Genomic DNA, 22854 nt, shown 5'->3' on the forward strand with positions numbered 1-22854 from the left:
GGCGGCCAAGGCGCGGCGGCTGATCGCACTGCAGATCAAACCCGCCGCCGACAAGCGCCTGGTGGCCATGGTCTACAACTACCCGCCGGGTGGCACCAACTTTGGCGCCTCGTTCCTCAACGTGCCGCGCAGCCTGGAACAGGTCTCTGGCGGCCTGGCCCAGGCGGGCTACCGTACTGAGCGTGTGCCCGAGCAGGGCTGGATTGATGGGCTCAAACCGCTGCTCGCCGCCTACTACCCCGGCGCCGATGTGCGCGCGCTGCTGCAAAGCGGCCAGGCCGCCGCGCTGCCCCTGGCGCGCTATGAGCAGCATCTGGCCACCTTGCCCAAGGCCGTGCGCGAGCGCATGAACGCGCACTGGGGCACTTCCGCAAAGAGCCGCTACGTGGTCGAGTGGCAGGGCGAAAAGGTGTTCGTCATCCCGCGCCTGCAGGTGGGCAAACTCTTGGTATTGCCCCAGCCCCCGCGCGAAGAAACACTGCGCCTGGGCCAGAACCCGTTTATGCACAAGAGCAAGGCGCCGCTGTCGCACCATTACCTGGCCGTGTACCTGTGGGCGCAGCTGGAGGCCGATGCGCTGATCCACTTTGGCACCCATGGCACGCAGGAATGGGCCGGCGGCAAGGCGCGTGCGCTGGAGGTGCACGACGACGCGCTGCTGCCCTTGGGCGACCTGCCCGTGGTCTACCCCTACATCGTGGACAACCTGGGTGAGGCCCTCACGGCCAAGCGCCGGGGCCGCGCGGTGCTGGTGAGCCACCGCACGCCGGTGTTCGCCCCGGCAGGCTTTGAGGCGCGCATGGCCCACATGCACGAGGTGATGCACGAATGGGAAACCGTGGACGAAGGCCCCACGCGCCGCGCGCTCGAAAAGCAGCTGGTGGCGCAGTTCGTGGAGCACCAGCTGCACCGCGACCTGGGCTGGAGCGCCGAGCGCATCGCGGCCGACTTCAGTGGCTTCCTCGAACTATTGCACCCGTACCTGGACCAGCTCGCGCAGAGCTCGCAGCCAAAGGGCCTGGCCGTGTTCGGCCGCGTGCCCGCGCCCGAGCAGCGGCGCGAGACCATCCTGCAGGCGCTGCGCAAGCCGCTGATCGAGGCGCTGGGCGAGGACATCGACGAAGCCTTCCTCATCAAGCACGACGCCGTGCTGGCCGCGCGCCCCGCGCGCTGGCTGGAGGTGGCGTTGAAGGACGCCGAGGCCGCAAGCAGGCTGGACCTGCGCCCCGCGCTGCCTGATGCGCCGCCAGCACAGGACGGCCTGGTGCGCGCCGAAGACCATGTGCCCAACCGCGCCGCGCGCCAACCCATCGACACGCCCGCGCTGCTGCAGCTGGCCCAGCGCGCGCAGGAGCTGGAGCGCCTGCTGGCCACGGAGGGCGAGCTGCCCGGCCTGCTGGCTGCGCTGGATGGGCGCTACCTGCCCGCTGCTTACGGTGGCGATCCCATCCGCAACCCCGACAGCCTGCCCACAGGCCGCAACCTCACGGGGCTGGACCCGAGCCGCCTGCCCACACGTCAGGCGTATGCCGTGGCGCAGACGCTGTTCAACGACTGGTTCAAGGACTACCAGTCGCGCCACAACGGCCAGGCGCCAGAGCGCATGGCGCTGTCGCTGTGGGCGGGCGAAACACTGCGCCACCAGGGCATCATGGAAGCGCAGGCCCTGGTGGCGCTGGGCATGCGCCCGGTGTGGGACGACGCGGGCCGCCCGGCGCGGGTCGAGACCATTGCTGCCGATGAGTTGAAACGCCCGCGCGTCGATGTGCTCATGAGCATCACCGGCTCGTACCGTGACCAGTTCCCCGCGCTGATGGCGCTGCTGGACCGCGCCGTGGCCCAGGCCGCCACGGCCGAGCCCGGCAATGTGATCGCACGAAACACCGCGCAGATTGGCCAGGAGCTGCGCAAGCAGGGCGTGCCCCGCGCGCAGGCCGAGCAACTGGCGCGCGTGCGCTCGTTCGGCAATGCGGTGGGCGACTACGGCACCGGCCTGTCTGACGCGGTGCAAAGCGACGGCCTGCAAACCAACGATGCGCGCCTGGGCCAGATGTTCCTCGAACGCATGAGCCAGCCTTATCTGGAGGGCGAGCCGGTGACGGGGGTTGCGGGCGGCACGGCGGCGAAGGCGCTGGGAGCGCACCTGCGCCGCACCGACGCAGCCATCCTGTCGCGCAGCTCGCACCTGTATGCCATGGTCAGCTCGGACGACCCGTTTCAGTACCTGGGCGGCCTGTCGGCGGCAGCCCGCGTGGCCGGGCGAGCGCAGGGGCTGGAGCTGCATGTGGCCCAGCTGCAGGATGCAGGCGAGCCCACTACCGAAACTGCACAGCGCGCCATTGCGCTGGAGATGCAGTCGCGCTACCTGCACCCTGGCTGGCTCCAGGCGCAGAAGGCCGAGGGCTATTCGGGCACGCTGCAGGTGCTCAAGGCCGTGCAGTTCGCCTGGGGTTGGCAGGCCGTCGCGCCCGACACGGTGCGCGGCGATCATTGGCAAAGCTTTTATGACGTGCTGGTGCGCGACAAGCACCAGCTGGGCCTGCCCGATTGGCTCAAAGAGCACCCGCAGGCCTATGCCCAATCGCTGGAGCGTCTGGTGCAGGCGCAGCGCCAGGGATATTGGCAGGCCGATGCCGACACGCAAAAGCAGCTGGCGCAGATATACCAGGAGCTGACGCGCACGGCTCCGCTGGCGGCCGAGCTGCCCAGCGTGCGCCGCTGGGTGGAGCAGGCCGTGCGGGGCGCTGCCGAGGTTCAGCCCGCGCCGACCGGTCTGGCCGTCGCCACTCCGCAGGACCCCGCCGTTGCTCCGCCGCCGCGGCCCGAGCCCCCGGCTGCCGACTTGCCCGCACCACCGGCCCCGGCACAAGCGGTGCCCGCTGCGCCAGCCGTGCCCACGATGGGGGTGCTGCTGGAACGCCAGCCCCAACGCGATGCGCCGGAGACAGTTCCCCAGCACAGCCCCGTGGAGCGCATGGCCCGCATTGTGGCTCTGCTGGTCATGGCGCTGGTAGTGCTCGCAGGCGCTGCGTGGCAGGCGCGCCGCCCGTCCTCCTCCTTGCCCCGGCTGCAACCCGCCGGCGCTTGACGCCCGGTCTCTCTGAAAGAATGAACACCATGCAAATCGAAACCCCTCCCACCGAAAAGCGCTACGAAAAAGCCGAGGGCGAGCGCCGTGGCATCGTCATCGTCAACACCGGCGACGGCAAGGGCAAGAGCACGGCCGCCTTCGGCCTGGCACTGCGCGCGCACGGCAGGGGAAAGGCGGTCAAGATCTTCCAGTTCATGAAGGTGCCCACGGCGCGCTTTGGCGAACACCGCATGTTCGAGCAGATCGGCCTGCCCATCGAGGGCCTGGGCGACGGCTTCAGCTGGAAGAGCAAGGACCTGGAGCACTCGGCGCAGCTCGCGCGCGATGGCTGGGAGAAGGCGCGCGCCGCCATCCTGTCGGGAGAGCATTTTCTGGTGGTGCTCGACGAGATCACCTACCCGCTGATCTACGGGTGGCTGCCGCTGGATGGTGTGCTGCAGACCCTGCGCGAGCGTCCCCGTGACGTGCACGTGTGCCTCACGGGCCGCCGTTGCCCGCCCGAGATCATCGAGCTGGCAGATACGGTGACCGAGATGCAGATGGTCAAGCACGCGTTCAAGGCTGGCATCCCCGCGCAGCGCGGCATCGAAGACTAGGACTTTCGTGTCGGACTATGGCTTTCTGTTGACCACACCCGCCGGAGGCTGGCCCCTGCTGGCGGTGTGGATCGGCGTGCCAATGCTGGCGCTGGCGGTGGACTGGTGGCTGGGCGAGCCCCCCGCTGGATGGCACCCCGTGGTCTGGATGGGGCGAGCTTTGCAGTGGTGGGGCGAGCGGTTGGCGCCCGTGGCCCCGGTGGCCAGGGATTTGAAGGTTTTTTGGCTTGCAGCGCTTGCGTGGTGTGCGCAGGCAGCTATCATTTTTATAGCTTCGTGGGCGGCGCAGGAACTGGTGCTGATGCTGCACGGGTTTCTGGCGGCGGCCTTGCTGGCGCTGCTGCTCAAGCCGTTGCTGGCCTGGCGCATGCTGCACGACGAGGTGCTGGCGGTGGAGGTGGCGCTGGGCCAGTCGCTGGAAGCGGGGCGCGCGCAGCTGTCGCGGCTGGTGAGCCGTGATGTGAGCAGTCTCACCGCCGTGCAGGTGCGCGAGTCCGCCATCGAGTCGCTGGCCGAAAACCTCAATGATTCGGTGGTGGCGCCGCTGTTCTGGTTTGCGCTGCTGGGCCTGCCGGGCGCTGCGCTGTACCGCTTTGCCAACACGGCAGATGCCATGTGGGGCTACCCTGGCATGCGCGGCGGGCGTTACTGGCAATGGGCAGGTAAATGGGCCGCGCGGGCGGACGACGTGCTGTCGTGGGTGCCCGCGCGCATCACGTCGGGGCTGCTGGCGGTGGTTGCGAACGGACTGCCGCTTTCCAAGCTGGCGCGGCAGGCCCGCAAGACGCCATCCCCCAACAGTGGTTGGCCGATGGCGGCCATGGCGCTCGCGCTGGGCGTGCGCCTCGCCAAGCCCGGGGTGTACACGCTCAACAGCCGGGGCCGCAGGGCCGGGCCGCTGGATACGCAGCGCGCGGCGCGCCTGGGCAGTCGGGTCGTGCTGGCCACGGTGCCTGTCGTGGTGGTGCTCCACCTGCTGGTGCTGGGCGTATGGTCGGGGTTGCGGGCATGACATCGCCGGACTTGCTTTCCCTGTCGATCCCGCTGCACGGGGGGCCGGACGCCGCGGGCAACCCGGTCTTTGATTTTTCGACCAACAGCAATGCGTGCGGGCCATGCCCCGATGCATTGCGTGCGGTCCAGTTGGCCGATGCCGCACGCTACCCCGACCCGGCTTACACGGCCTTGCGCGCGGCCCTGGGTGCATTCCACCGTGTGGACCCCGGCCGCGTGGTGCTGGCGGCCAGTGCCAGCGAGTTCATTCACCGCATCACCGCGCTGGCGGCAGCGCAGGGTGTGGCGCACGTGGCGGTGCCACTGCACAGCTATGGCGACTACGCCCAGGCTGCACTGGTGCGCGGACTGGAGGTGGTGCGAGGCAGTGCAGGGGGCGCGGCAGGCCTGCAATGGGCCTGCGAGCCGTCCAGCCCGCTGGGTGTGGAAGACACCGCAGCGCACCTTTGGAAGCACGGCGTTGCTGGATGCGCGGACGATCAAAGCGGCGAGGCCAGCGCATGGCGCGTGCTCGACTGCGCCTACGCCCCGCTGCGGATGGACGCAAACGCCGCATGGCGCGGCGAACCCTCGCCCCAGGTGCCCTCGGCTTGCTGGCAGCTGTGGACGCCCAACAAGGCGCTGGGCCTGACGGGCGTGCGTGCTGCCTACGCAATTGCCCCTGCAGGGTGCGAGGCGCAAGTGCGGGTGCTCACCGCCCTGGCGCCTTCGTGGCCTGTGGGCGCCCACGGCGTGGCCTTGCTGCATGCATGGGTGCAAGCGCCAGTGCAGGAGTGGCTGGTGCACAGCCTGGCTACCTTGCGCGAGTGGAAAGCACGGCAGCTGGCCCTGTGCCGGCAGCTGGGCTGGGCGGTGCATCCGGGCAGCCTGGCCAACTATTTCTGCGCGCAGCCCGCCACCGCCACGTTGGCGGGCGATCTGGCGGCCCTGCGCGCCAGTGGCATCAAGCTGCGGGACGCGGCTTCGTTCGGCCTGCCTGGCACGGTGCGGATGGGAGTGCTCGCGCCTGCTGCGCAGGATGCGCTGCAGGTTGCCTGGCAGGCGCTGCGGGGTCGTACCATCCCCGGCAGTGTTCCAACTGGAATCGGGGAGACCTTGTGAGAACCGTCACCGTCCAACGCTACGTCACGCCGCTTCGTGAAGGTGGCTCCATGCCCGCCATCGTCGAGGGTGACGACCTGGGCACCTACGTGCTGAAGTTCCGCGGCGCCGGGCAGGGCGTGCGCGCGCTGCTGGCCGAGATCATCGCAGGCGGCATCGCGCGGGCGCTGGGCCTGCCGGTGCCCGAGATCGTGCTGGCCCAGCTGGACACGGCCCTCGCGCAGACCGAGCCCGACCCCGAGATTCAGGATCTGGTCCGTGCCAGCGGTGGCCTGAACGTCGGGCTGGATTACCTCTCGGGCGCTGTCAATTTCGATCCTGCCGTGGACGAGGTGTCTCAGGACTTTGCCTCGCGCCTGGTGTGGTTCGATGCGCTGGTCGGCAACGTGGACCGCACGGCGCGCAACACCAACCTGCTCATGTGGCACCGCAAGCCCTGGCTGATCGACCACGGCGCAGCACTGACCTTTCACCATGCGTGGAACGGTGCCGTCGCCCAGCCAGCCAAGCCCTTCGCACCCATTGCCGACCACGTGCTGCTGGCCCGGGCCAAGGCCGTGGAGCAGGTGGATGCGGAACTGGCCGCGCGCCTCACGCCCGAGGTGGTTACGGACCTTCTGGCCGAGGTGCCTGACGAGTTTCTGCAGCTCGCGGGCGCCGAGCATGCCGCGGGACCGCTGTCAGTGCCGGCGAGCCATCGCCAAGCCTACGTGCACTATTTCTGCGCGCGTCTGGCTGGGCGCGCAACCTGGGTGGGCGCGTTGAAGGAGGCTGCCGATGCATGCGCCTGAGGTATACGACTACGCCATCGTTCGGGTGGTGCCGCGCGTGGAGCGCGAGGAGTTCGTCAACGCGGGCGTGATCCTCTCGTGCCAGCGCAGCGGCTTTCTGCAGGCCGCCATTGCGCTGGACGAAGCTCGTCTGCTGGCCATGGACCCGCACGTTGACATCGACACTGTGCGTCGCCATCTGGCCGCCATCGTGGCCATCTGCGCGGGCGATGAGGGGTGCGGACCCATCGCACGCCTGCCGTTTCGCCAGCGGTTTCACTGGCTCACCGCCCGGCGCAGCGCCATCATCCAGACCTCCCCTGTTCACACCGGCCGCTGCACCGATGCCGCGTCGGCGCTCGAACACATCATGGACCGCATGGTCCGCCCACTGCCTTGACTGAAAACTCTGCTCCCAAATTGGCCCGTTGTGTGATGGTGCTGGGCACCACCAGCGGTGCGGGAAAAAGCTGGCTCACCACCGCGCTGTGCCGCTACTACAGCAACCTGGGCCTGCGCGTCGCGCCCTTCAAGGCGCAGAACATGAGCAACAACGCGCGGGTGGTGTCGGGTCCGGGCGGCCGCCTGGGCGAGATCGGCAGCGCCCAATACTTCCAGGCCCTGGCATCCCGCGCCGAACCGGAAGTGCGCATGAACCCGTTGCTGCTCAAGCCCGAGGCCGACACGCACAGCCAGGTCGTGCTGATGGGGCAGGTGAGTGCAGAACTCACGGCCATGCCCTGGCGCGGCCGCAGCGAAAAGGTGTGGCCTCATATTGCGGCGGCGCTGGATGCCTTGCGTGCCGAGAACGATGTGGTGGTCATCGAAGGCGCCGGCTCGCCCGCCGAGATCAACCTGCACGCCAGCGACATCGTCAACATGCGCGTGGCCCGCCATGCGGATGCACGCTGCCTGCTGGTGACGGACATCGACCGGGGCGGCGCGTTTGCCCACCTGTACGGCACCTGGGCGCTGCTGCCCGAGGACGAGCGTGCGCTGATCAAGGGCTTTGTGCTCAACAAGTTTCGCGGCGATGCCAGCCTGCTGGCCCCCGCGCCGCAGATGCTGCAGGAGCTGACGGGCATAGCCACCGTGGCCACCATCCCCATGCAGTGGCACCACGGCCTGCCCGAAGAAGATGGAGTGTTTGACGACCGGACGCTGTCGGCGGGTGCCGTGCACACCACGGTGGCTGTCATCGCCTACCCGCGCATCAGCAACCTCGACGAATTCCAGCCCCTCAAGAATGTGCCCGGTGTACGCCTGTTGTGGGCGCGCAGCCCGGCCGAGCTGGGTGGTTTGAAACCCTCTGACTGGGTGGTGCTGCCTGGCTCCAAATCCACCGCCGCCGACCTGGCCTGGCTGCGTGCGCAGGGCCTGGACGGGGCCATAGCCCGCCACGCAGGGCAGGGCGGCTCGGTGCTGGGCGTGTGCGGCGGCCTGCAGATGCTGGGCGAGGCGCTGATCGACACTGCAGGCATCGACGGCAATGCGCCGGGCCTGGGCCTGCTGCCCCTGGTCACCACTTTCGAGGTCGCCAAAACCGTGCAGCGCACGCAGGCGCAGTTTGGCGCGATGCACGGTGCGTGGGAGGCCTTGGCGGGTGCGCCGGTCACTGGCTACGAAATTCACCACGGCCAGACGGCCCAGCACCCCGCCATGGCCGCCAAGGGCGATGTGGCTCGTGAAGTGATCCCAGGTATTGCCTGGCAAAACCCGGCAGGCAATGTGCTGGGCGTGTACCTGCATGGCTTGTTCGAAGACCCTGCTGTGCTGCAGGCCGTGTTTGGCCGTGCCGGCGCGGCGCCCGTTCCCACGCTCGACGCCGTGTTTGAAGGGCTGGCCCGGATGGCGGAGGCCAGCTTCGCGCCGGGAACGCTGAGCGCGCTGATCGTGCCGGCTTTCCCCGGAGGCTGAGGACGCACCCCGCCGCCACTCCTGTTTTTCGGTTCTTCTTTTTTGCGAGCTATCTCATACACCATGCAATCCCTGGCCCAGTTCACCGCACCTGCTATTGCCGACATCACCGATGCCCGCCTCACCGCCCGCTTGCAACACTTGCTCGACAACAAGACGAAACCACTCGGTTCGCTGGGTCGCCTCGAAGCACTGGCGCTGCGCATTGGCCAGGTGCTGGGCACCGAAGCTCCGGCACTCGTGCAGCCGCAAATGCTGGTGTGTGCGGGCGACCATGGACTGGCGGCCAAGGGGGTGTCGGCCTTCCCCAGCGACGTGACGTGGCAAATGGTGGAGAACTTCCTGGCCGGTGGTGCCGCCGTGAGCGTGCTGGCGCGCCAGCATGGCCTGCAGCTCACGGTGGTGGACTGTGGCGTGGCGCGTAGCATCGCTGTCCGCGATACGGCACCTGGCGCGCCGCGCTTGCTGGTGCGCAACGTGGCGCCCGGAACGCAAGACGCCTCGACCGGCCCCGCCATGGCGCCCGAGCAATGCGCGCAAGCCCTGCTCAACGGCATGGAAGTGGTGCGCGCAATGCCGGGCAATGCGCTGCTGCTGGGCGAAATGGGCATTGGCAACACCTCGGTGGCATCGCTGCTGCTGGCGCGCCTGGCCGGGCTGCCCCTGGCCGAGGTGACGGGCGCTGGCACGGGCCTGGACGCGGCAGGCATCGAGCGCAAGCGCGCCGTGCTGCAGCTGGCGCTGGACGTGAACGCCAGTGCCACCAGCCCGCTGGAAGCGCTGGCGGCGCTGGGCGGCTACGAGGTGGCCACGCTGGTCGGCTCCGTGCTGCAGGCTGCGGCCGAGCGCCGCGTGATCGTGGTGGATGGCTTCATCACCAGCGCCGCTGTGTTGGTGGCCAGCCGCCTGCAGCCGCACGTGCTGCAGCGCTGCGTGTTCGCGCACCGCTCGGGCGAGCGCGGCCACACCCTCATGCTGGCGCAGATGCAGGCCGAGCCGCTGCTGGACCTGGGCTTGCGGCTGGGGGAGGGCTCTGGCGCGGCATTGGCCTGGCCCCTGCTGCAGTCGGCCTGTGCGGTGCTGGCGGAGATGGCAAGTTTTGAATCGGCCGGGGTAGCTACCCAAACGGCTTAAAGGGGCAGGCGGCGGGTTCGTCAGGCGACCACGGTCCGGTTGCGGCCTTCATTCTTGGCCCGGTAGAGCGCCGCATCGGCGCGCGAGAGCATGGCATCCAGCGTCTCGTGCGATCCGGTCCAGCTCGTCAGCCCAATGCTGACTTCGCAGTCTAGCGGGTGCCCAGCGGCCAGCGTGGCGTGGATGCGCTGGGCCACGCCCAGCGCGGCGGCGGTGTCTGCGCCGGGCAGAAGCACCAGGAATTCCTCGCCGCCATAGCGCCCCAGCCGATCCCCGCGGCGCAGCACCTGGCGGGTGCGCTCAGCAAAATGCACCAGCACCGCATCCCCGTGCTGGTGCCCCTGCGTGTCGTTCACGGCTTTGAAGTTGTCCAGGTCCACCATCATGATGGACGGCCCGTTGCCGTAGCGCTGCGCCCGCTCCAGCTCGTCTTCGCAGCGTTGCAGTAGGGCGCGGCGGTTCAGGGTGTTGGTCAGCGAGTCGTGGGTGGCCAGGTGTTCCAGCTCGGTGCGCAACCGGTCGGTAGCCATGAGGACGGCGCCGATGGACAGCATGAGCACGGTGATTACATAGGCGCCGATGTACAGCGTCTGGAACAGCGAAGGCTCCATGAGGTCTGAGCCGGCCTTGCCGGCCAGGATGGAAATCAGCCGGACGGCCAGCACTCCCATGTGCAGCGCCAACACCACCTCCACCAGCCGCACCGGAAAGTTGCGCCCGCCATGGCGCAGCATGAAGCGCATCTGCGCGACGTAGAGCACCTCCATGACCACCGTGAAAAACCCGACCCGCAGCGCGTAGTGGGGGATCCAGTAAGTGAGCACGATGAACACCAGGGTGGTGCCTGCCATCAGCCAGTTCCAGGGGCGCCAGATCGCCGGCTGGCCCATGAAGCTGCGCGTGCCCATGTAGTAGGTGACAGTGCCCAGCACCAGCAACTGATTGGCGAGCACGAGGCTGAGCCAGTCTGGGATGAGCCCCCGTGCGCCGAACAGCACGGTGGATGCCAGCCACAGCAGCGGCGCTGCGGCCCACGCGCCCACGCCCCGGATGGAGGGCGGGTAGTAGCGCCGCATGAACAGCAGCACGATGGCCATGATGGCGGACATGACGCCCGCCATGGCAATCATCGAGCGTGGGTCCAGGTTCATGCGGCGCGCGCGGGGGGGGGGAGTGTGTAAAAAAATGTTTCCTGACGCCGGGCCAGTATAGCCACGCCCCTGCGCAGACAAGTAGGGTCATTCACCAAATCGCGAGGCGCATCCTCGCACCACAACGATGTGCGTGCAAAGCGATGGTGGTGCATCCGTGTCGTTGTTCAGGCGCAGGGACGCCGCTGGCGCACAGTGCTGGTGCATTTTGTATGCAAAGTTGAAACAACATTGTGTACAAAGTTGGCATGGGCCTTGCGTACGGCGAGCCCATGCAAAGCCTCACTCCCGATCCGGCACTGGCCGCCATTGAACTTGTCGCCCTGACCAAGCGCTACGCCCAGGGCAAGCCGGCCGTCGATGCCATCAACCTGCGCATTGCCAGCGGCAGCTACTGCTGTCTGTTGGGCCCGTCGGGCTGCGGCAAAAGCACCACGCTGCGCATGATTGCGGGGCACGAGTCGGTGACCAGCGGCGACATCCTGCTGGAAAACCGCAACATCACCGACCTGCCCGCCGCCGCGCGCGGCACGGCCATGATGTTCCAGAGCTTCGCGCTGTTTCCGCACCTCTCGGCGCTCGACAACGTGGCCTTCAGCCTGAAGATGAAAGGTGTGCCCAAGGTCGAGCGCCAGGCCAAGGCGCGCGATCTGCTGGAGCGGGTAGCCCTGGGCCACCTGGCCGAGCGCAAGCCGGCCGAACTCTCAGGCGGGCAGCAGCAGCGCGTGGCGCTGGCGCGTGCGCTGATCACGCAGCCGCGCGTGCTGCTGCTCGACGAGCCGCTCTCCGCCCTCGACCCTTTCCTGCGCATCCAGATGCGCGCCGAGCTGCGCCGCTGGCAGAAGGAATTGGGCCTGACCTTTATCCACGTGACTCACAGCCAGGAAGAAGCCATGGCCCTGGCCGACACCATGGTGGTGATGAACCATGGCGTGATCGAGCAGGTGGGCAGCCCGCACGAGGTCTACAACCGCCCCGCCAGCGAGTTCGTGGCGCGGTTCATGGGCGGGCACAACGTGATCGACACGCCTGAAGGCAAGGTGGGCGTGCGTACCGACCACCTGCAGATAGCCCCCGCCAGCGCCGATCTGCCCTGGGGTGCCCAGCGCATGCAGGCCGTGGTGACCGATGTGGAGTACCAAGGCACCTATGTGCTGCTGGGTCTGCAAAAGCAGGGCGTACCCCTGTCGGCCAATGCCACGGCGGCGTATTCGGTGATGGTGTCTGAAGCCGCCTTTGCCGCGCAGCCCTACCAGGTGGGGCAGGGCGTGCAACTGCACTGGACGCCCGACCAGGCGCACCCGCTGTCCGTGCCCGTTCCCGCAATGGCTCAAGCCGCCTGACCGCGCCGCCAAGTCTTTTTATTTTTCACCCGTCCCCTTCCGCAACCCAAGGAGTGTTCCCATGTCCGATGCTTCCCGTGCTGATTCCCCTGTTGTCGTTTCCGATGCCACTGGCGTTGTCCGTGAAGCCACTGGTGTGGCTCGCCGCTCGCTGCTCAAGGGCACGGCGGGCATCCTGGCCGCTGGCATGTTCCCGGCCGTGCATGCGCAAGAGAAGATCGTGCTGCGCTACCTGGGCACGGCGGTGAACCAGGACAAGGCCATTGCCGAGAAATTCAAGGCCGACACCGGCATCGAGATCCAGTACGTGGCCGTGACCACCGACGACGTGACCAAGCGCGCTGTCACCGCGCCCAACAGCTTTGATTTGATCGACACCGAGTACTTCTCTCTCAAGAAGATCGTGCCCACGGGCAACCTCAAGGGCATTGACACCAAGCGCATCAAGAACGCTGACAAGATCACCACGCTGTTCACCACCGGCATGGTGGCGGGCAAGGCCGTGGGCGACCAGGGCACTGCACCCAAGAAGGTGATCTACCTGGAAGGCGAAAAGTCCAAGAAGTTTGCGACTGCGCCCACGCAGTTCATGAGCCTGATCCCGACCGTGTACAACGCCGACACGCTGGGCATCCGCCCCGACCTCATCAAGCGCCCCATCAATTCATGGGCTGAGCTGCTGAACGCCGAGTTCAAGGGCAAGGCCGCCATCCTGAACATTCCTTCGATCGGCATCATGGACGCCGCCATGGTGGTCGAGTCCCTGGGCCTGTACAAGTACCCCGACAAGGGCAACATGACCAAGAAGGAAATCGACCTCACGATCAAGACCCTGATCGAGGCCAAGAAGCAGGGCCAGTTCCGCGCGCTGTGGAAGGACTTCAACGAGTCGGTCAACCTCATGGCCTCGGGCGAGGTGGTGATCCAGTCCATGTGGAGCCCTGCCGTCACGGCCGTGCGCACCAAGGGCATCGCCTGCAACTTCCAGCCGCTCAAGGAAGGCTACCGCGCCTGGGCCGCCGGCTTCGGCCTGCCGGCCACCCTGTCGGGCCGCAAGCTCGACGGCGCCTACGAGTTCATCAACTGGTTCCTGGACGGCTGGGCTGGTGCCTACCTGAACCGCCAGGGCTACTACAGCGCCGTGCTGGAGACCGCCAAGTCCAAGATGGAAGCCTACGAGTGGGCCTACTGGATGGAAGGCAAGCCCGCCACGCAGGACATCAAGAGCCCCAACGGCGACGTGCTGGCCAAGTCCGGCGCGGTGCGCGACGGAGGCAGCTACGAATCGCGCATGGGCGGCATTGCCTGCTGGAACGCGATCATGGATGAGAACAACTACATGGTCCAGAAGTGGAATGAATTCGTCGCGGCGTAGAAGAGGTGCCACCCCCTGAGGCGCTGCGCGCCTTCCCCCTCTCTCATATTGCTTCGCAATCTGGGAGGGGGACGCGCCCGGTGCGGCGGGGCGGCCCTTGCACGGGGGCACTGGTATCGGGCCGCGCCAGTTTTGACGACTGTCGCCCGATGCGACGGATAACTGATTTGCAAACACCATGAGTACCACCACACCGTCCTTACCCGCTGCTGCCGTCCCCGGCCGCAGCATTGCCGCCTGGTGGCAGGCCGCGCCGTTCACACTGGTGTTTGCGCTGTTCTTCATCATCCCGCTGGCGCTGATCGTGATGGTCAGCTTCTGGGATTTCAACGACTACGAGCTGCTGCCCGGGTTCACGTTCAAGAACTACGTGTCCATCTTCGAAGGCTGCGGCGATGTGTCGGACGGGCTGTGCGTCACGCTCAAGACGTACTGGTCCACGCTCAAGTTCAGTTTCCTGGTCTGGCTCATCACGTTGGTGATCGGCTTCACCGTGGCCTATTTTCTGGCCTTCCATGTGCGCTCATCGAGCATGCAGACGCTGCTGTTCGTGCTGTGCACCATTCCGTTCTGGACGTCTAACGTGATCCGCATGATCTCGTGGGTGCCGCTCTTGGGGCGCAACGGTCTGGTTAACCAGACGCTGATGGGCATGAACCTCATCGAGACGCCCATCGAGTGGCTGCTGTTTTCGGATTTCTCGGTGGTGCTCGCGTTTGTGCACCTGTACACCATGTTCATGATCGTGCCCATCTTCAACAGCATGATGCGCATCGACCGCAGTCTGATCGAGGCGGCCAGCGACAGCGGCGCAAGCGGCTGGCAGACGCTGTGGAACGTGATCGTGCCGCTGTCGCGCACCGGCATCATCATCGGCTCCATCTTTGTGCTCACCATTGTGATGGGTGACTTCGTGACGATTGGCGTGATGGGCGGGCAGCAGATCGCGTCCGTGGGCAAGATCATCCAGGTGCAGACCTCGTACCTGCAGTTTCCGTTGGCAGCGGCCAATGCGGTGATCCTGCTGGCGGTGGTGCTGATGATCATCTGGGGCCTCACGCGCCTCGTCGATATCCGCAAGGAGCTTTGAGATGAAACTGCGCGATTCCCGCCCCGCCAGCTTCTGGCCCCTGGCCATCTTCTTTGCGCTGTTCGTGCTTTTCATGTACGGGCCGATGTTCGTCATCTTCATCCTGAGCTTCCAGGGGCCCGAAGGTGGGCTCACGTTTCCTATGCGCGGCGTGTCGTTGCACTGGTTCACCAAGCTGGCCGAGGGCCTGGGCGTGGTGGACATAGGTGCGGCGCTGTGGCGTTCACTGGGCCTGGGTGTGGCGGTGATGCTGTGCACCGTGGTGTTGTCGGTGCTGGCCGGGCTCGCGTTCCGCAAGCGGCTGGCGGGTGGCAACACGCTGTTCTTGATCGTCGTGGCCAGCCTCATCATGCCGTCCATCATCGTGTCGCTGGGCATCGGGCTGGAGTTCCGGCTGATCGACACCGGCATCAAGGCTGTGCTGGAGCGGGGGGGCATGGAGAGCGCGCTGGAAGGCTACGGTACCTCGCTCGGCCTGTTCACCTCGGCCCTGGGTGCGCACCTGACGTGGACGCTGCCCTTTGGTCTGCTCATCATGTTTGCGGTGTTCAACCGCTTCAACCCCGCGTACGAAGAAGCTGCGCGTGACCTGGGGGCCACGCCATGGCAAGGCTTTGCGCATGTGGTGCTGCCACTGATCGCGCCCTCCGTGGTGGGCATTGGCATGTTCGGCTTCACGCTCAGCTGGGACGAGATCGCGCGCACATCCCAAGCCATTGGCGATGTGAACACGCTGCCGCTGGAACTGCAGGGGCTGACCAGCACGGTGACCACGCCGTCCATCTACGCATTGGGCACGGTCACCACGGTGGTCTCGTTCCTCGTCATGGGTATCACGCTGCTGCTGCTGTGGGCCCTGGGGCGCCGGCGCAAGGGCCGTTCGGGGTAAAACGGCTGCCATATGACCGCAAGCCTTCCCAAAGCCCGCCGGCCGCGCGCCGCCAAGGCCGTGCCGCCAACCCCGCCCCTGCCGCCCGATGCCGCCGCGCAGCTCAGCGACAACGACATGTACGACCGCATGGTCTCGGCCATCCTGGACCACAAGCTTCCGCCGGGGACCAAGCTGGTGGAAGACAAGCTGGCCGCGGCCTTTGGCGTGTCGCGCACGCGGGTGAGGCCCTTGCTGGTGCGGCTGGCCAACGAGCAGGTGGTCACGCTCACGCCCAACCGGGGCGCATCCATCGCCCAGCCCACGCCGCAGGAGGCGCTGGAGGTGTTCGAAGCCCGGCGCCTGCTGGAGCCGCGCCTGGTGGAGCTGTTCATCGCCAATGCCGCCGATGCCGACATTACTGCCCTGCGCACCTGCATCGACGATGAAGAGGCCGCTCGCGCGGCCGGCGACATGCGCCGCGCCATCCGCCTCTCGGGCGACTTTCACCTGCACATTGCACAGGCCGCCGGGCACCAGACGCTGGGGCGCATCCTGCGCGAGCTGGTGTCGCGCACCTCGCTCATCCTCATGACCTACAGCCCCAGCCACGCGCAGACCCGCGAGGAAGCCACGGCCTGCGGCTGCCGCGAGCACCGCGCGCTCATCGACGCCATTCGCCTGCGGGACGCCCGCGAGGCGCCCCGGCTGATGCTGGCGCATCTCGCACGCATCGAGTCGCAGCTCGAATTCACGCCGCCCGCTCCGGACGCGCCGGATCTGGCGCAACTGTTGGGTGCCTGACGCCACCGCCTTTCGCCCCATGCGCCAACTGCTCGTCGTCAACCCCAACACCTCGGCCCATGTCAGCACGTTGCTGCTGCAGCATGTGCAAGCAGCCGTCGGGTCGCATGTGGCCGTGCGCACGGCCACGGCACGTTTTGGCGCGCCCTACATCGCCTGCGAGGCCAGCTACGCCGTGGCCGCCCATGCGCTGCTGGATGCCTGGGCCCATGACTTGGCCCAGCCCGGGCCCGCGCCCGACGCCGTGCTGATCGGCTGCTTTGGCGACCCCGGGCTGATGGCGCTGCGCGAAAGCAGCCCTGTGCCGGTCACCGGCCTGGCCGAAGCCTCGTTCATCGAAGCCGCGCGCCACGGCCGCTTTGCCATCGTCACCGGCGGCGAGCGGTGGGGGCCGATGCTGCAGCGGCTGGCCCAGGCGCTGGGGCATGCACACGGGCTCGCGGGCATCCACACGGTGGCACCGACGGGCGCCCAGCTCGCGGCCGACCCCGAAGCCGCCCGCTCCCTGCTCGCCCAGGCCTGCCGCGATGTGGTGCGTCAGATGGGTGTGCAGGCCGTGATCCTGGGCGGAGCGGGGCTCGCGGGCATGGCCGCGGCCGTGCAGCCCCAGGTGTCCGTTCCGGTGATCGACAGCGTGGTGGCCGGTGCCCACTGGGCCCTGCGTGCGCACCCGGTACCGCCGGAGCGCAAGGTGGCGGGGTTTGATGTGGGGTGGGTGGGGCTGTCGCAGGAGATGGCAGCGCTGGAAGTGGCCTGAGAGCCGCACTACCTTGCGGATAGTAGTTAGATTGGCCGCTGGCGCTCTACCATCAAGCGCTGGTAGCTATATTATTGATAGCAAAAATTCAGGGCTTCATCACCTTCGGCGTGAAGTCGCAGTACGGCACCACCACACACTCCCAGCACCGCGGCTTACGCGCCTGGCACACGTAGCGGCCGTGCAGGATCAGCCAGTGGTGCGAGTCCACGGCGTACTCTGCAGGCACGCGCTTCATCAGCTGCAGTTCCACCGCCAGTGGGTTCTTGCCGGGCGCCAGGCCCGTGCGGTTGCTCACGCGGAAGATGTGCGTATCCACGGCCATGGTGGGCTCACCGAAGGCCACGTTCAGCACCACGTTGGCGGTCTTGCGGCCCACGCCGGGTAGCTGCTCCAGCGCCTCCCGCGTGCGGGGCACCTGGCCGCCGTGGCGCTCCACCAGGATGCGGCAGGTCTCCATCAGGTTTTTCGCCTTGGTGCGGTACAGGCCAATGGTCTTGATGTAGCCCTCCAGCCCTTCCAGGCCCAGATCCAGAATCGCCTGCGGGGTGCCTGCTACCGGGAAGAGCTTGCGTGTGGCCTTGTTCACGCCCACGTCGGTAGCCTGGGCTGACAGCAGGACGGCGGCCAGCAGCTCGAACGGGGTGGTGTATTCCAGCTCCGTGTTGGGCGTGGGGTTGGCGGCCTTGAGGGTGGCGAAGAAGGGCTCGATGTCGGCAGTTTTCATGGAGGCAATCGGGGAGGCGGGCGAGATTGTCCGCCACTGCAGGCCACAGAGGCAGGACAGGTGGAGAGGCCGGCCCCCTCAGCGGCTGCGCCGCACGGGAACGCACAGCCAGACCGGAAAGCGCCCCGTTGCCGGGTCCACGGCAAAGTTCTCATCGTAGATTTCGAGTGCGGCGCGCGGCTCCCATTCCCAGCCTTCCGGGATCTGGCCTGGCGCCTTCAACTGTGACCAGGCGGCGGCGATCTCGGGTCCCGTGCCCACGAAATGCAGGCATGCGTAGTCGCCGCCTTCGTAGTCCATCACCTGCACATCAGGGCCCGTGCGCAGGCCCACGCCGATCTGCACGCAGGCGTCGTAACGGCATTGGCCGGGCGGCGTGCAGGCAGGGTCGTCGTGGCTGAAACCGTAAAACTTGGGGCGCGGCTCGCTCAGCCGGTTGGCGGCGCACCAGGTGCCAAACCGTTCCCATAGCGCCGTGAGGCCGGGATGGCCGTATGCGCCGGTGTGGCGCATGTAGGCAAGGCGCATGCGGGGCAGGGTACGAATAGTGAGCGGCATGGAATGGGGTCCTGAAGTGCTGGGTGGCGGGGGAAGAGGCCCAAGTCAGTGTAAGCCGCAGGAAACCTGCTTGCCAATTGGCGACAATGCAGCGTTTGTTGCCAACCACTCCTGTCCACGCCATGCAATTTGCCGACCGCCTGAACAATGTAGAAACCTCCGCCATCCGCGAACTCTTCAAGCTGCTGGGCAAGCCCGGCATCATCAGCTTTGCCGGGGGCTTTCCGGACAGCGCGATGTTCGATGTGGAGGGCATCCGCGCCGCCAGCAATGCCGCCCTGGCCGAAGAACCCGGCGCCGCACTGCAGTACGGTGCGACCGAGGGCTACAACCCGCTGCGTGAGCAACTGGCCGCCTTCATGACCACCAAGGGGGCACAGGGCGTGGCGGCCGACAACCTGATCGTCACCACCGGCAGCCAGCAGGCGCTGGACCTGCTGGGCAAGACGCTCATCAGCCCCGGCGACAAGGTGATCGTGGAAGGTCCGACCTTCCTGGCCACCATCCAGTGCTTCCGCCTGTACGGTGCTGAGCTCATCAGCGCGCCCATCGACGGCAACGGCGTGAAGACTGACGAGCTGGAAAAGCTGATTGCCGAGCACAAGCCCAAGTTCGTCTACCTGATCCCCACCTTCGGCAACCCCAGCGGCGCCATGCTGAGCCTGGAACGCCGCAAGGCCGTGCTGGAGATGGCCGTCAAGCACAACACGCTGATCGTGGAAGACGATCCCTATGGCGACCTGTACTTTGGCGATGCGCCGCCGCCCAGCCTGCTGAACCTGTCGGCCACCGTGCCCCGCAGCCGCGAGCTGCTGGTGCACTGCGGGTCCTTGAGCAAGGTGCTCTCGCCCGGCCTGCGCGTGGGCTGGATGATTGCCCCGGCCGAACTGCTGGCCAAGGCCACCATGTGCAAGCAGTTCAGCGACGCGCACACCAGCACCTTCGCCCAAGCCACGGCCGCGCAGTACCTCAAGGCCGGCCGCATGCCCAACACGCTGGCCCATGTGCGCAATGTGTACGCCGAGCGCGCCCAGGCCATGGGCGACGCGCTGCGCAAGGAGCTGGGGGACGCCATCGACTTCGTGCAGCCCCAGGGTGGCCTGTTCGTGTGGGCGCGTCTCACCGGCGCGGGCGGCAAAGTGGCCGACGGCAATGTGCTGGCCAAGCGCGCGATTGAAAAAGGCGTGGCCTTTGTGCCCGGCACACCGTTCTTCTGCGCCAACCCGGACCACGCAACGTTCCGCCTGTCGTTCGCCACGGCCGACGCCGACAAGATCCGCGAAGGCGTGGCCCGTCTCGGCCAGGCTCTCTGAAGTCTCGATGTCCGACGCCCACCGCCTCCCCGAGGTTCTCCAGCGCCTCGAAAGCCTGGAGATCAAGGCCAGCTTCACCGAAGACCTGCTGGACCAGCTCAACATGACGATCTATCAGCAGCAAGAGCTGATTGACCGCCTCACGCGCGAGGTCATCCAGCTGCGCCAGCAGGCCCCGGAGGGGCAGAGCGCTCCGCGCAATCTGCGCGATGAACTGCCGCCGCATTACTGACGTTCGTGCTGAGGTCCCTGCACACCACCTGCCGTTCGGGCTGAGCTTCTCGAAGCTCGGCGCTGCGCTCCAGGGCGCTCAGCGTGAACGAGGAGGCGCTCAGAAGCGCCTGGCCGGAGTCACGCCTTAACAGCCCGCCAGGCCGCATCGGCCAGCTCTTCACGGTACGTGGTGGGCGAGGGCAGGGCGTTCGATCCTTCCAACCCTGACAGCCACGCCCTGCAGTAGCTCTGCACCGGCCCCATCACCAGCGAAGGCATCAGCTCGCAGGGCAGGTTGCGCACGGCGCCGGATTGCCGGTGCGGCTCGAACCAGGCCACCAGCGCCTGGTTGCGGCGGCGCGCGGCCTCGGCCAGGTCGGGCGTGCGCGGGCCGGCGGTCACGGCGCCGCGGGCCTGGAACAGAAAGCGTGCCCGCTCGGGCTGCGCCACCACCCAGTCCAAATACCCTGTGACGAGGGCGCGCACACCGGCTTCCACGCCTTGGGCAGCGTCCAGTTGCACCTGCACGCTGCGCGACTGGTCGTGAAAGATGTCGAAGAACAGCGCCGCCACGATGCCGTCGCGGTTGCCGAAGTGGTGGTAGATGCTGCCCACGCTGGCTCCGCAGCGTGCGCGCACGCCGTCGATGGTGACGGCGTCCACACCGCCGTCGGCCGCGCAGGCCAGGGCGGCGTTCAGGATGTCCTGGCGGCGGTCGGCCGGTTCGGGCGCCTCGCTGGCGGGGATCGGAGGGATGGAACGGGAGCGGCTTGCCATGCGGGCAAATTCTAGAATAAAGTTCTAGAAAATTTTTCTAATCCCGCGCTCGTCCATGACCACCACCCTGACTGCTCCCTCGCCGCTTCCCGGCCAGGCGCTGTACCCCCACCTGCTTGCGCCGCTGGACCTGGGCTTCACCACCCTCAAGAACCGCGTGCTCATGGGGTCCATGCACACCGGGCTGGAGGACGGGCGCGACCTCTCGCGCATGGCGGCCTACTTCCGCGAGCGGGCCGAGGGCGATGTGGGCCTGATCGTGACCGGCGGCTTTGCGCCCAACATCGCGGGCTGGGCCAAGCCGTTTGCGGGCACGCTCGCCACCTCGGGTGCGGCAAAGCGGCACCGGGTGGTGACCGAGGCGGTGCATGCGGCGGGCGGCAAGATCGCGCTGCAAATCCTGCACACGGGCCGCTATGCCTATCACCCGCTGGCCGTGGCGCCGTCGCGGCTGCAGTCCCCGATTTCGCCGTTCACGCCTTTCGCACTGTCGGCGCGTGGGGTGGAGCGGCAGATCCGCGCCTTCGTGAACTGCGCCGTGAAGGCACGCGAGGCGGGTTACGACGGCGTGGAGGTGATGGGCTCGGAGGGCTACTTCATCAACCAGTTCCTGTCGCAGGCCACCAACCTGCGCAGCGACGCCTGGGGCGGCGACTACAGCCACCGCATGCGCCTGCCAGTGGAAATCATCGGCCGCATGCGCGAGGCCGTGGGGCCGGATTTCATCATCATCTACCGCCTGTCGATGATCGACCTGGTGCCCGGCGGAAGCGCCTGGGACGAGATCGTCACCCTGGGCAAGGCCGTGGCCACGGGGGGCGCCACCATCGTCAACACCGGCATCGGCTGGCACGAGGCGCGGGTGCCCACCATCGCCACCAGCGTGCCGCGGGCGGCATTTGCGTGGGTCACGCAGAAGATGAAGGCCGAGTTTGCCGCGGCAGGCATCGCCACGCCGCTGGTCACTTCCAACCGCATCAACACGCCCGAGGTGGCCGAGCAGGTACTGGCCGACGGCTGCGCCGACATGGTGTCGATGGCGCGGCCGCTGCTGGCCGACGCAGCCTTCGTGAAAAAGGCCGCCGAGGGCCGGGCCGACCGCATCAACACCTGCATTGCCTGCAACCAGGCCTGCCTGGACCATGTGTTCCAGAACAAGACGAGCAGCTGCCTGGTGAACCCGCGCGCCTGCCATGAGACAGAGCTGGTGTACCGCCCAGTGTCATTCCGCAAGCGCATCGCCGTGGTGGGGGCCGGGCCTGCGGGTCTCACGGCCGCCACGGTGGCGGCGGAGCGTGGTCACGAAGTGCACCTGTTTGACGCCGCGCCCGCCATCGGTGGCCAGCTCAACATGGCCAAGGTGATTCCGGGCAAGGAGGAGTTCCACGAGATGCTGCGCTACCTGGCCACGTGTGTGGAGGACACGGGCGTGCAGCTGCACTTGAGCCGCAAGGTCGAGGCGGCGGACCTGAAGGGCTACGACGAGGTGGTGGTCGCCACCGGCGTGCTGCCGCGCGACCCGCAGATCCCCGGGCAGGACCACCCCAAGGTGCTGAGCTACATCGACGTGCTCAAGCACGGCAAGCCCGTGGGCGAGCGCGTCGCCATCATCGGCGCGGGCGGTATCGGCTTTGACGTGGCCGAGTTCCTCACCCATGGGGACCATCCGTCCACCACGCTCAACCTGCCCGCCTGGCAGTCCGAGTGGGGCATCACCGACCCGGCCGAGGCGCGCGGCGGCCTGGCCCCCGGCGGCCCCCGCGCCACGCCACCCGCGCGGCAGGTGACGCTGCTGCAGCGCAAGAAGGGCAAGCTCGGCAATGGCCTGGGCAAGACCACGGGCTGGATCCACCGCACGGTGCTCAAGATGAAGCGGGTGGAGATGGTGGGCGGCGTGAACTACGAGCGCATTGGCGACGAGGGCCTGCTCGTCTCGTACGGCGAAAAGCGCGAGGACCCCACCTGGATCCCCTGCGACACCGTGGTGCTGTGCGCGGGCCAGGTGCCGCTACGCAGCCTGGCGCAGGCGCTGGAGGCCCTGGGGCAGCGCCCCCATCTGATCGGCGGCGCACTGGAGGCCGGCGAACTGGATGCCAAGCGCGCCATCGACCAAGCCGCGCGGTTGGCGGCGCGGCTGTGAAAGTGCGCTCCTAGCCAGCGGCCCCGTCGTCACGGCACAGTCATCTGAAACAAATAGTATCAATCCAACCGGAATGCCCGGGCTCCTGGATCCCGTCGAGCGGAGGCGCAGCGAC

At 67.4% G+C, this 22854-nt stretch carries 21 protein-coding genes; 17 read left to right on the plus strand and 4 right to left on the minus strand.

What is annotated here, in order from left to right:
- The 8 genes from MRY84_RS19270 to cobT all read left to right on the plus strand — a co-directional run.
- A partial coding sequence (locus tag MRY84_RS19270; protein ID WP_291507301.1) for a cobaltochelatase subunit CobN occupies nucleotides 1-3088 on the plus strand: 3088 nt, incomplete at its 5' end.
- Nucleotides 3089-3117: 29 nt separating this feature from the next.
- Entirely contained in the window at nucleotides 3118-3687 is a 570-nt protein-coding gene (gene cobO / locus MRY84_RS19275) for a cob(I)yrinic acid a,c-diamide adenosyltransferase (protein ID WP_291507302.1), read from the plus strand.
- 82 nt (nucleotides 3688-3769) lie between these two features.
- Nucleotides 3770-4699 carry an adenosylcobinamide-phosphate synthase CbiB gene (cbiB, locus tag MRY84_RS19280; protein ID WP_291507345.1) on the plus strand — a complete coding sequence of 310 codons (930 nt, stop codon included), beginning with the start codon at nucleotides 3770-3772 and terminating at the stop codon, nucleotides 4697-4699.
- A complete protein-coding gene (locus MRY84_RS19285; protein ID WP_291507303.1) occupies nucleotides 4696-5802 on the plus strand; it encodes an aminotransferase class I/II-fold pyridoxal phosphate-dependent enzyme in 1107 nt (368 codons plus the stop codon). The genes cbiB and MRY84_RS19285 overlap by 4 nt, the downstream gene beginning before the upstream one ends.
- A complete protein-coding gene (locus MRY84_RS19290) occupies nucleotides 5799-6593 on the plus strand; it encodes a HipA family kinase (protein ID WP_291507304.1) in 795 nt (264 codons plus the stop codon). Before MRY84_RS19285 ends, MRY84_RS19290 begins: the two co-directional genes overlap by 4 nt.
- Nucleotides 6580-6972 carry a DUF3037 domain-containing protein gene (locus MRY84_RS19295; protein ID WP_291507305.1) on the plus strand — a complete coding sequence of 131 codons (393 nt, stop codon included), beginning with the start codon at nucleotides 6580-6582 and terminating at the stop codon, nucleotides 6970-6972. The genes MRY84_RS19290 and MRY84_RS19295 overlap by 14 nt, the downstream gene beginning before the upstream one ends.
- 35 nt (nucleotides 6973-7007) lie before the next feature.
- A complete protein-coding gene (locus MRY84_RS19300) occupies nucleotides 7008-8489 on the plus strand; it encodes a cobyric acid synthase (RefSeq protein ID WP_291507346.1) in 1482 nt (493 codons plus the stop codon).
- A gap of 63 nt (nucleotides 8490-8552) precedes the next feature.
- Nucleotides 8553-9623, plus strand: a complete 1071-nt coding sequence (cobT, locus tag MRY84_RS19305; protein ID WP_291507306.1) for a nicotinate-nucleotide--dimethylbenzimidazole phosphoribosyltransferase — start codon at nucleotides 8553-8555, stop codon at nucleotides 9621-9623.
- Nucleotides 9624-9643: 20 nt separating this feature from the next.
- On the opposite strand, the gene MRY84_RS19310 is transcribed toward cobT, so the two are convergent.
- Entirely contained in the window at nucleotides 9644-10753 is a 1110-nt protein-coding gene (locus tag MRY84_RS19310; protein WP_291507347.1) for a GGDEF domain-containing protein, read from the minus strand.
- A gap of 293 nt (nucleotides 10754-11046) precedes the next feature.
- On the opposite strand from MRY84_RS19310, the gene MRY84_RS19315 reads away from it, so the two are divergent.
- The 6 genes from MRY84_RS19315 (at nucleotide 11047) to MRY84_RS19340 (ending at nucleotide 17011) form a co-directional block, all read left to right on the plus strand.
- Nucleotides 11047-12117, plus strand: coding sequence for an ABC transporter ATP-binding protein (locus MRY84_RS19315; RefSeq protein WP_291507307.1), 1071 nt, complete (start codon nucleotides 11047-11049; stop codon nucleotides 12115-12117).
- Between the two features lie 61 nt (nucleotides 12118-12178).
- Nucleotides 12179-13492 (plus strand): PotD/PotF family extracellular solute-binding protein, encoded by a 1314-nt coding sequence (locus MRY84_RS19320; RefSeq protein WP_291507308.1) that lies wholly within the window; start codon nucleotides 12179-12181, stop codon nucleotides 13490-13492.
- A 178-nt stretch (nucleotides 13493-13670) separates the two neighbouring features.
- Complete coding sequence (locus MRY84_RS19325) at nucleotides 13671-14582, plus strand: ABC transporter permease (protein WP_291507309.1); 912 nt, start codon at nucleotides 13671-13673, stop codon at nucleotides 14580-14582.
- 1 nt (nucleotide 14583) lies between these two features.
- A complete protein-coding gene (locus MRY84_RS19330) occupies nucleotides 14584-15471 on the plus strand; it encodes an ABC transporter permease (protein ID WP_291507310.1) in 888 nt (295 codons plus the stop codon).
- A gap of 12 nt (nucleotides 15472-15483) precedes the next feature.
- Complete coding sequence (locus MRY84_RS19335) at nucleotides 15484-16254, plus strand: GntR family transcriptional regulator (protein WP_291507311.1); 771 nt, start codon at nucleotides 15484-15486, stop codon at nucleotides 16252-16254.
- A gap of 19 nt (nucleotides 16255-16273) precedes the next feature.
- Nucleotides 16274-17011: an aspartate/glutamate racemase family protein gene (locus MRY84_RS19340; RefSeq protein WP_291507312.1), complete on the plus strand. Its 738-nt coding sequence runs from the start codon at nucleotides 16274-16276 to the stop codon at nucleotides 17009-17011.
- Between the two features lie 88 nt (nucleotides 17012-17099).
- Here the strand turns inward: MRY84_RS19340 and nth are convergent, their stop codons facing one another.
- Together nth and MRY84_RS19350 are read right to left on the minus strand one after the other, a co-directional pair.
- Nucleotides 17100-17738 carry an endonuclease III gene (gene nth, locus MRY84_RS19345; protein ID WP_291507313.1) on the minus strand — a complete coding sequence of 213 codons (639 nt, stop codon included), beginning with the start codon at nucleotides 17736-17738 and terminating at the stop codon, nucleotides 17100-17102.
- Between the two features lie 78 nt (nucleotides 17739-17816).
- Entirely contained in the window at nucleotides 17817-18296 is a 480-nt protein-coding gene (locus tag MRY84_RS19350; RefSeq protein ID WP_291507314.1) for a GyrI-like domain-containing protein, read from the minus strand.
- Nucleotides 18297-18418: 122 nt separating this feature from the next.
- On the opposite strand from MRY84_RS19350, the gene MRY84_RS19355 reads away from it, so the two are divergent.
- Both MRY84_RS19355 and MRY84_RS19360 read left to right on the plus strand, forming a co-directional pair.
- The gene (locus MRY84_RS19355; protein ID WP_291507315.1) at nucleotides 18419-19609 is read left to right on the plus strand and encodes a PLP-dependent aminotransferase family protein; all 1191 of its coding nucleotides are present in this window, start codon (nucleotides 18419-18421) and stop codon (nucleotides 19607-19609) included.
- 7 nt (nucleotides 19610-19616) lie between these two features.
- Complete coding sequence (locus MRY84_RS19360; RefSeq protein ID WP_291507316.1) at nucleotides 19617-19841, plus strand: SlyX family protein; 225 nt, start codon at nucleotides 19617-19619, stop codon at nucleotides 19839-19841.
- 119 nt (nucleotides 19842-19960) lie between these two features.
- Here the strand turns inward: MRY84_RS19360 and MRY84_RS19365 are convergent, their stop codons facing one another.
- A complete protein-coding gene (locus tag MRY84_RS19365; RefSeq protein ID WP_291507317.1) occupies nucleotides 19961-20599 on the minus strand; it encodes a TetR/AcrR family transcriptional regulator in 639 nt (212 codons plus the stop codon).
- A gap of 55 nt (nucleotides 20600-20654) precedes the next feature.
- Here MRY84_RS19365 and MRY84_RS19370 point away from each other — a divergent pair, with 55 nt between their 5' ends.
- Complete coding sequence (locus MRY84_RS19370) at nucleotides 20655-22739, plus strand: NADPH-dependent 2,4-dienoyl-CoA reductase (RefSeq protein ID WP_291507318.1); 2085 nt, start codon at nucleotides 20655-20657, stop codon at nucleotides 22737-22739.
- The last annotated feature ends 115 nt before the right edge of the window (nucleotides 22740-22854 follow it).

The sequence above is a fragment of the Acidovorax sp. genome (assembly GCF_022763525.1).
GTDB lineage: Bacteria > Pseudomonadota > Gammaproteobacteria > Burkholderiales > Burkholderiaceae_C > Acidovorax.